Origin of the sequence: Dietzia sp. B19 (assembly GCF_014145155.1) — a bacterium.
GTDB lineage: Bacteria > Actinomycetota > Actinomycetes > Mycobacteriales > Mycobacteriaceae > Dietzia > Dietzia natronolimnaea.
Genome location: NZ_JAALED010000123.1, coordinates 1 through 7,114 on the forward strand (window position 1 = coordinate 1; position 7,114 = coordinate 7,114).

Annotated in this window: 8 protein-coding genes; 3 read left to right on the forward strand and 5 right to left on the reverse strand. The window is 68.9% G+C overall.

Annotated elements, in window-relative coordinates:
* From G6020_RS04705 to infC, 4 genes are all read right to left on the reverse strand, one after another.
* Positions 1-369 (reverse strand): RNA methyltransferase substrate-binding domain-containing protein (locus G6020_RS04705; protein WP_277815244.1); only part of this gene is annotated, 369 nt, incomplete at its 3' end.
* A 10-nt stretch (positions 370-379) separates the two neighbouring features.
* Positions 380-760, reverse strand: a complete 381-nt coding sequence (gene rplT, locus G6020_RS04710) for a 50S ribosomal protein L20 (RefSeq protein WP_007630820.1) — start codon at positions 758-760, stop codon at positions 380-382.
* 69 nt (positions 761-829) lie between these two features.
* Positions 830-1,024 (reverse strand): 50S ribosomal protein L35, encoded by a 195-nt coding sequence (gene rpmI, locus G6020_RS04715; protein ID WP_007630819.1) that lies wholly within the window; start codon positions 1,022-1,024, stop codon positions 830-832.
* A 92-nt stretch (positions 1,025-1,116) separates the two neighbouring features.
* Positions 1,117-1,737: a translation initiation factor IF-3 gene (infC, locus tag G6020_RS04720; RefSeq protein ID WP_182609833.1), complete on the reverse strand. Its 621-nt coding sequence runs from the start codon at positions 1,735-1,737 to the stop codon at positions 1,117-1,119.
* Positions 1,738-2,055: 318 nt separating this feature from the next.
* Between infC and G6020_RS04725 the strand changes: the two genes are divergently transcribed.
* Complete coding sequence (locus G6020_RS04725; protein ID WP_095717218.1) at positions 2,056-2,466, forward strand: DUF1844 domain-containing protein; 411 nt, start codon at positions 2,056-2,058, stop codon at positions 2,464-2,466.
* A 58-nt stretch (positions 2,467-2,524) separates the two neighbouring features.
* Here G6020_RS04725 and uvrA read toward each other — a convergent pair whose 3' ends face one another.
* A complete protein-coding gene (gene uvrA / locus G6020_RS04730) occupies positions 2,525-5,563 on the reverse strand; it encodes an excinuclease ABC subunit UvrA (protein WP_182609834.1) in 3,039 nt (1,012 codons plus the stop codon).
* A 146-nt stretch (positions 5,564-5,709) separates the two neighbouring features.
* Here uvrA and G6020_RS04735 point away from each other — a divergent pair, with 146 nt between their 5' ends.
* Positions 5,710-6,411 carry an MBL fold metallo-hydrolase gene (locus G6020_RS04735; RefSeq protein ID WP_095717220.1) on the forward strand — a complete coding sequence of 234 codons (702 nt, stop codon included), beginning with the start codon at positions 5,710-5,712 and terminating at the stop codon, positions 6,409-6,411.
* 181 nt (positions 6,412-6,592) lie between these two features.
* Positions 6,593-7,114, forward strand: a 522-nt coding sequence (locus G6020_RS04740; RefSeq protein ID WP_182609835.1) for a DoxX family membrane protein, incomplete at its 3' end; no start/stop codon positions are given.

The following is a 7,114-nucleotide window of genomic DNA, read 5'->3' on the forward strand; positions in this document are numbered from 1 at the left end:
GGCGACGGGATCCCCGGTCGCCGTGCGCGCCACGGCGCGGCACAGCGCGACGATGCCCGTGGGGGTGACCGTGTCCGAGAGTCCCTTCAGGGCCCGGTCGGTCGCCACGGACACCGGGATCCCGGCGGAACGGGCTGCGTCGACCAGGCCGGCGAACCGGTCGAGTGCGTCGGCGGTGCAGAAGATCTCGACCGCGACGCCGGTGGCCACCGCCGCCTCGACCGAGTTGGTCCCCTCGGCGAGGAACCGGCCGGCCTTACGCCTGGCGGCGGCGCGGTGGAGCTTGGATGCGGAAACGACCCGCGGGGTCCGTTCGGTGAACGGATCCGCGGGTCGTCCCGTGCCCTGTTCGGGCGGAGTGTTCGTCAATTCGCGGGTGTCAGGCAGCCGGAGCGTTGACGTCGGCCGGCAGCGCCTTGCGCGCGACCTCGACCAGCGCCGTGAAGGCGGCCGGGTCGGTGACGGCGAGGTCCGCGAGGACCTTGCGGTCGACCTCGACGCCGGCGAGCTTGAGGCCCTGGACGAAGCGGTTGTACGTCATGTCGTTGGCGCGGGCCGCGGCGTTGATGCGGGAGATCCACAGCTTGCGGAAGTCGCCCTTGCGCGCACGACGATCGCGGTAGCTGTAGGTCATCGAGTGGAGCATCTGCTCCTTAGCCTTGCGGTACAGCCGCGAGCGCTGTCCGCGGTAGCCCTTGGTGGACTCGAGTACGGTCCGACGCTTCTTCTGGGCGTTGACTGCCCTCTTCACGCGTGCCACTGATCAATCCTCACTGGTTTGGGTCGGTCGCTCGTGGGCGACCGGAAGTTTCTTCGAAGGTGGGAGGGCTCAGAGCCCGAGAAGCCGCTTGATGCGGGGGACGTCGGCCGGGGCGACATCCGTACGGCCGTCGAGGCGACGGGTGCGCTTGGTGGGCTTCTTCTCCATGATGTGGCGACGGTTGGCCTGCTGGCGGACCAGCTTGCCGGTTCCGGTCTTCCGGAAGCGCTTGGCGGTGCCCTTGTGGGTCTTCATCTTCGGCATGATCGGTCTTCCTCACATGGTTCGTCCCGGAAGGCCCGGTGGGACCTCGGGTGTGCGGACGTCGGGCGTCCGTGGTCTGGGCGGCGGAGGGCCTATTCGGAAGCGGGGTCCGTGACCTTGGACTCCTGCGCCTTGGCGCGGGTCTTGGCGCCCTTGTGGGGGGCGACGACCATGGTCATGTTGCGGCCGTCCTGCTTGGCACTGGTCTCGACGTATCCGTATTCGGTGATGTCGTCCGCCAGCCGCTGGAGCAGCCGGTACCCGAGCTCGGGGCGGGACTGCTCGCGACCGCGGAACATGATCGTCACCTTGACCTTGGAGCCCTTCTCGAGGAAACGGACGACGTTCCCCTTCTTGGTCTCGTAGTCATGGGTGTCGATCTTGGGCCGGAGCTTCTGCTCCTTGACCACGGTCTGCTGCTGGTTCTTCCGCGACTCGCGCTCTTTCTGCGCCGCCTCGTACTTGAACTTTCCGTAGTCCATGATCTTGCAGACCGGCGGGCGCGCGGTGGGCGCGACCTCGACGAGGTCCAGATCGGCCTCGAGGGCCAGACGAAGTGCATCCTCGACACGAACGATCCCCACCTGCTCGCCCCCGGGGCCGACGAGTCGGACTTCGGGGACACGGATTCGTTCGTTGATACGTGCTTCGGCGCTGATGGGCCCTCCTCGGTAGATGGTGCTCTGTCCGCGACCGCTCGCGCGGTCGCGCATCCGCCCTCGAGGTACCCACGGCACCACCGGACACACCGGCGATACCGAGAAGGCCCCACGGCACGGATACCGGGGGGCCTCTCACTCCTCACCCGTCGACGAGACGTCTCCGCGATACGCTCGCAGACCCCTCGTCGGGGGTGGTGACCATCAAACAACCCAGGGCGTCGGATGGTGGGAGATCGGGCTCCTCTTGGACGTCGGAACCCACCACGAAGCGGATTCCCACAGTCGGAGCAGAACTCTACCAGGATTCCCGGGGACCCCCAAACCGGTCCGACCGCCCGGAGTCGCCCGGCCCGTGGGACAGTGTTCGGCATGAACACCGACCACCCCGCGTCCACAGATCCCGCCGCCGACGCGACCGCAGAGAGTTCTCTCGAGGACCATCTCGACGCCCGCGAGGTCGAGATCGTCGAACTCGCCGACGTCCCCGCCCAGGAGATCATCTTCCGCTCGATCGTCGTGCTGATGAGCGCCGCGGCGGAGAAGCTGGGGCTGTCCGACGACGACCCGACCGCGAGCCCGCATCTCGACCTCGACGAATCGCGCAAGCTGATCACCTCGCTCGCCGGACTCGTGACCGGGTCCGCCGAGTACCTCGGGCCGCAGGCCAGCGTGGTGCGGGATGGTCTCCAGGGGTTGCAGCGCGCGTTCCGCGAGGCCAGCGCGTTCCCCGACGAGCCCGGCGAGGGTCCTGGCGAGAAGTTCACCGGCCCCGTCTACTGACCCCCGACTGCCCGACGCCGGGGTACGCGACGCCACGGTCGCACCCTCCGGCGTCGGGTCAGCGCAGGGCCCGTGCCTTGCGTGCCGCCTTGGCCGCGGTCTTGTCCGACGCCGTCTTCCTCGCGGGCGCCTTCTTCGCGGGCGCCTTCGTGGCCGCGGCCTTGCTCGCCGCCGCCTTCTTGGCGGGCGCACCATCGACCGACACCGGGACGGTCCGGGATCCCTCCGGGCCCTCCTGCGTGACCGGGAGGACCTGCGCGAGGAAGCGACCGGTGTGACTCTCCGGCACCGCCGCGACCTGTTCGGGGGTGCCCTCGGCCACGACGACGCCACCGCCGGCGCCACCCTCGGGCCCCATGTCGATCACCCAGTCGGCGCTCTTGATCACGTCGAGGTTGTGTTCGATCACGATGACGGTGTTGCCCTTGTCGACCAGCCCCTGGATCACCAGGAGGAGCTTGGTGATGTCCTCGAAGTGCAGACCCGTGGTGGGCTCGTCGAGGATGTAGACGGTCCGTCCACTCGACCGCTTCTGCAGCTCGGCCGCGAGTTTGACCCGCTGCGCCTCACCGCCGGACAGCGTGGGTGCCGACTGGCCCAGACGCACGTACCCCAGGCCGACCTGCGAGAGGGTCTTGAGGTACCGGTGGATCGAGGTGATCGGCTCGAAGAACTCGCACGCCTCCTCGATGGGCATGTCGAGCACCTCGGCGATGGTCTTGCCCTTGTAGTGCACCTCGAGGGTCTCGCGGTTGTACCGGGCGCCGTGACACACCTCGCACGGGACGTAGACGTCCGGCAGGAAGTTCATCTCGATCTTGAGCGTGCCGTCCCCCTGACACGCCTCGCAACGGCCGCCCTTGACGTTGAACGAGAACCGCCCCTGCTTGTAGCCCCGGACCTTGGCCTCGGTGGTCGCCGCGAACAACGTCCGGATCTTGTCGAACACCCCGGTGTACGTGGCCGGGTTGGACCGCGGGGTGCGACCGATCGGTGACTGGTCCACCTGGACCAGCTTGTCGAACGACTCCACCCCGTCGATGCGGGAGTGCCGTCCGGGAACCTGGCGCGCCCGGTTGAGCTGGTTGGCCAGCGAGGTGGCGAGGATGTCGTTGACGAGCGTGGACTTGCCCGAGCCGGACACGCCGGTGACGGCACACAGCACACCGCCCGGGAACACCACGTCGACGTTCTTGAGATTGTTCTCGCGTGCCCCGCGCACGTGGAGGACCTTCTCCGGGTTCAGTCCACGCCGCGTGTCGGGCACCGCGATCGACCGCCGCCCCGCCAGGTAGTCACCCGTGAGCGACTCCTCGCTGGCCAGCAGCCCCTCGTAGTCCCCGGAGTGCACCACCCGTCCGCCGTGTTCGCCGGCCAGGGGTCCGATGTCCACGATCCAGTCCGCCGCGCGGATGGTGTCCTCGTCGTGCTCCACCACGAGCAGCGTGTTCCCCAGGTCCCTCAGCCGGACGAGAGTGTCGATCAGGCGACGGTTATCCCGCTGGTGCAGACCGATGGACGGCTCGTCGAGCACGTAGAGCACGCCGGCGAGACCGGACCCGATCTGGGTGGCCAACCGGATGCGCTGGGCCTCCCCGCCGGACAGGCTGCCCGCCACCCGGTCCAGGGACAGGTAGTCCAGTCCCACGTCGAGGAGGAAACCCATGCGGGCCTGGATCTCCTTGAGGACCCGGCCGGCGATCATCGCCTGGCGGGAGTCCAGTTCGAGGCCGTCCAGGAACTCGGCGCAGTCCGCGACCGACATCCGGGAGATGTCGGCGATCGACCGGTCACGCCCGCCGGGGCCGGTCATCGTGACGGCGAGGATCTCCGGCTTGAGACGGGTCCCCTCACAGGCGGGGCACGGCACCTCCCGCATGTACCCCTGGTAGCGCTCCTTCTGCGACTCCGACTCCGTCTGCTCCAGTCGGCGTTTGAGGAACGACATGACGCCCTCGAACTTGGCGTCGTAGGTCCGGACCCGGCCGTAGCGGTTCTTGTACCGCACCCGGACCTTCGTCGACGCCCCTCCGAGCACCGCCTTGCGCACCTTGGCGGGCAGGTCCTGCCAGGGGGTGCGCAGGTCGAAGCCCAGGTCGTCGGCCAGTCCCGAGAGCAACTGCTGGAAGTAGTCGGCGCTCTGGCCCCCCGACCACGGGGCGATCGCGCCGTCCGCCAACGACCGCTCGGGATCGGGTATCACCAGGTCGGGGTCCACCTCGAGGTGCGAGCCGAGCCCGTCGCAGACCGGGCAGGCGCCATAGGGGGAGTTGAAGGAGAACGCGCGGGGTTCCAGGTCGTCGAGCCCGATCGGGTGGCCGTTGGGGCAGGCCATGTGCTCGGAGAACCGGCGCCGCCGGCCGGGGTCGGCCTCGTCGAGGTCAACGTAGTCGATGACGATCACCCCGTCCGCCAGTCCCAGCGCGGTCTCGACGGAATCGGTGAGCCGCTGGCGGGAGGACGGTTTGGCGGCGAGGCGGTCCACGACCACCTCGATGTCGTGCTTCTCCTGCTTCTTGAGCGTCGGCGGCTCCGCGAGGGTGTGGAGTTCTCCGTCCACCCGCACGCGGTTGTACCCGTCGGCCGCGAGTTGGGCGAAGAGGTCGACGAACTCGCCCTTGCGGGTGCGCACGACCGGCGCCAGCACCTGGAACCTGGCGCCCTCCTCCCCCTCGAGGATCTGGTCGACGATCTGCTGAGGGGTCTGACGCGAGATCACCTCCCCGCACGTCGGACAGTGCGGAACACCCGCCCGCGCGTAGAGCAGACGCAGGTAGTCGTAGACCTCAGTGATGGTGCCCACCGTCGACCGGGGGTTCCGGTTGGTGGACTTCTGGTCGATCGACACCGCCGGGGAGAGTCCCTCGATGAAGTCGACGTCCGGCTTGTCCATCTGACCGAGGAACATGCGCGCGTAGGAGGAGAGGGATTCGACGTACCGACGCTGCCCCTCGGCGAAGATGGTGTCGAAGGCCAACGAGGACTTGCCGGAGCCCGACAAACCCGTGAAGACGATCAGGGAGTCGCGCGGGACGTCGATGTCCACGCCCTTGAGGTTGTGTTCCCGTGCGCCGCGGACGACCAGACGGTCCACCATGGGTACTCCTTCCGAGGGGGATGTCGCCACGGACCCGTGGCGGTGGCCGTGCGCACCGCATGGCCGCCGTCCCGCAGACGAAGGTACCAACGAACCCCGACACGCTTACCACCACGAACCGCCGTCGCCGCCAGTAGCCTGCAATTATGTCGAATCCCACCGAGTCCGTCCCCGAGCACATCACCCTCACCGAGGGCTACTCCGGCCGCCTGGGTGGCCGCCTGACCGGTGAGCGCTGGACCGTCGGCCCGGCCCGGTTGTCCAAGATCTCCGTCGGGGAGATGGACAACAACGTCTACGTGATCGAGTCCGTCTCGACGGGCGCGGCACTCCTCGTCGACGCCGCGAACGACGCCCCCCAGCTCATCGCGCACCTGCAGGCGCACGCCCCCGGGGTGAGAGAGGTGGTCACGACCCACCTGCACGCCGACCACTGGATCGGCCTGTCGGAGACCGTCGAGGCCCTCGGCCTCACCACCATCGCCTCACCCGGTGACGCCGGGGACATCCACGTACCGACCGACCGCCACGTCTCCCACGGTGACGAGCTCGTCGTGGGGGACCTGCGCCTCGGGGTGATCGGCCTGCGGGGTCACACCCCGGACGGCATCGGGCTCCTCCTCCGCACCGAGGAGGGGACCCACCTGTTCCCCGGGGACTCCCTCTTCCCCGGCGGACCGGGCAAGACGGGCACCCGGGAGCAGTTCGACACCCTCATGGACGACCTCGAGTCCCGGGTCTTCGCCGTGCTCGAGGACGACGTGGTGGTCCACCCCGGGCACGGGGACGACACCACGCTCGGGGCCGAGCGTCCGAACCTCGGCACGTGGCGAGAGCGCGGCTGGTGACGCCCGACGGCACCGACCGACCGGCCGATCAGAATCGTTATCCGGCCCCCGTCACAGCTGATCGTCCCAGCGCATCACGCAGGTCCGTAGGGTCCGTGGCGGGGGACGATCCTCCGACCGGAGGCGCCGGGCCGGGGTTTTCACTAGGTTCGACCACGCATCCCAATTCCCAGGAGGAACGATGATCCGACGACTCGCACGACCCATGCTCGCCACGGTGTTCGTCATCGACGGCGTGGAGACGCTACGCAATCCGCAGGCCCATGTGGCCAAGGCGGCCCCGCTCGTGGACAAGGCCGCACCCCTGGTGGAGAAGGGCGAGCAGGCCGTCAACGAGCACGTGACGACCTCCGTGCCGCCGGTCACCAAGGACACCGAGACCCTGGTCAAGGCTCTCGCGGGAGTCAAGGTCGGTGCCGGTGTGCTGTTCGCGCTCGGCAAGGCCCCCCGCCTGTCGGCCCTCGCCCTCACGGCGTCGCACCTGCCCACGACCGTCACCCGCAACGACTTCTGGGCGGAGTCCGACCCCGCCGCCAAGAGCCGCAAGACCACCGGTCTGGCGACCGACGTCGCCCTGCTCGGTGCGCTCCTGCTCGCATCGGTCGACACCGCCGGCCAGCCGGGCCTGACGTGGCGTGCCCGCAAGGCCGGGGACAAGGTCTCGGCCAAGCTGCCCGGGGCCAAGGCCGAGTCCGTGGCCGCC

Excerpts from the sequence above, each read along its gene's own strand:
- infC (WP_182609833.1), bottom strand. The coding sequence starts at position 1,737 with ATGCGCGACCGCGCGAGCGGTCGCGGACAGAGCACCATCTACCGAGGA.
- G6020_RS04735 (WP_095717220.1), top strand. The coding sequence starts at position 5,710 with ATGTCGAATCCCACCGAGTCCGTCCCCGAGCACATCACCCTCACCGAG.
- rpmI (WP_007630819.1), bottom strand. The coding sequence starts at position 1,024 with ATGCCGAAGATGAAGACCCACAAGGGCACCGCCAAGCGCTTCCGGAAG.
- uvrA (WP_182609834.1), bottom strand. The coding sequence starts at position 5,563 with ATGGTGGACCGTCTGGTCGTCCGCGGCGCACGGGAACACAACCTCAAG.
- G6020_RS04725 (WP_095717218.1), top strand. The coding sequence starts at position 2,056 with ATGAACACCGACCACCCCGCGTCCACAGATCCCGCCGCCGACGCGACC.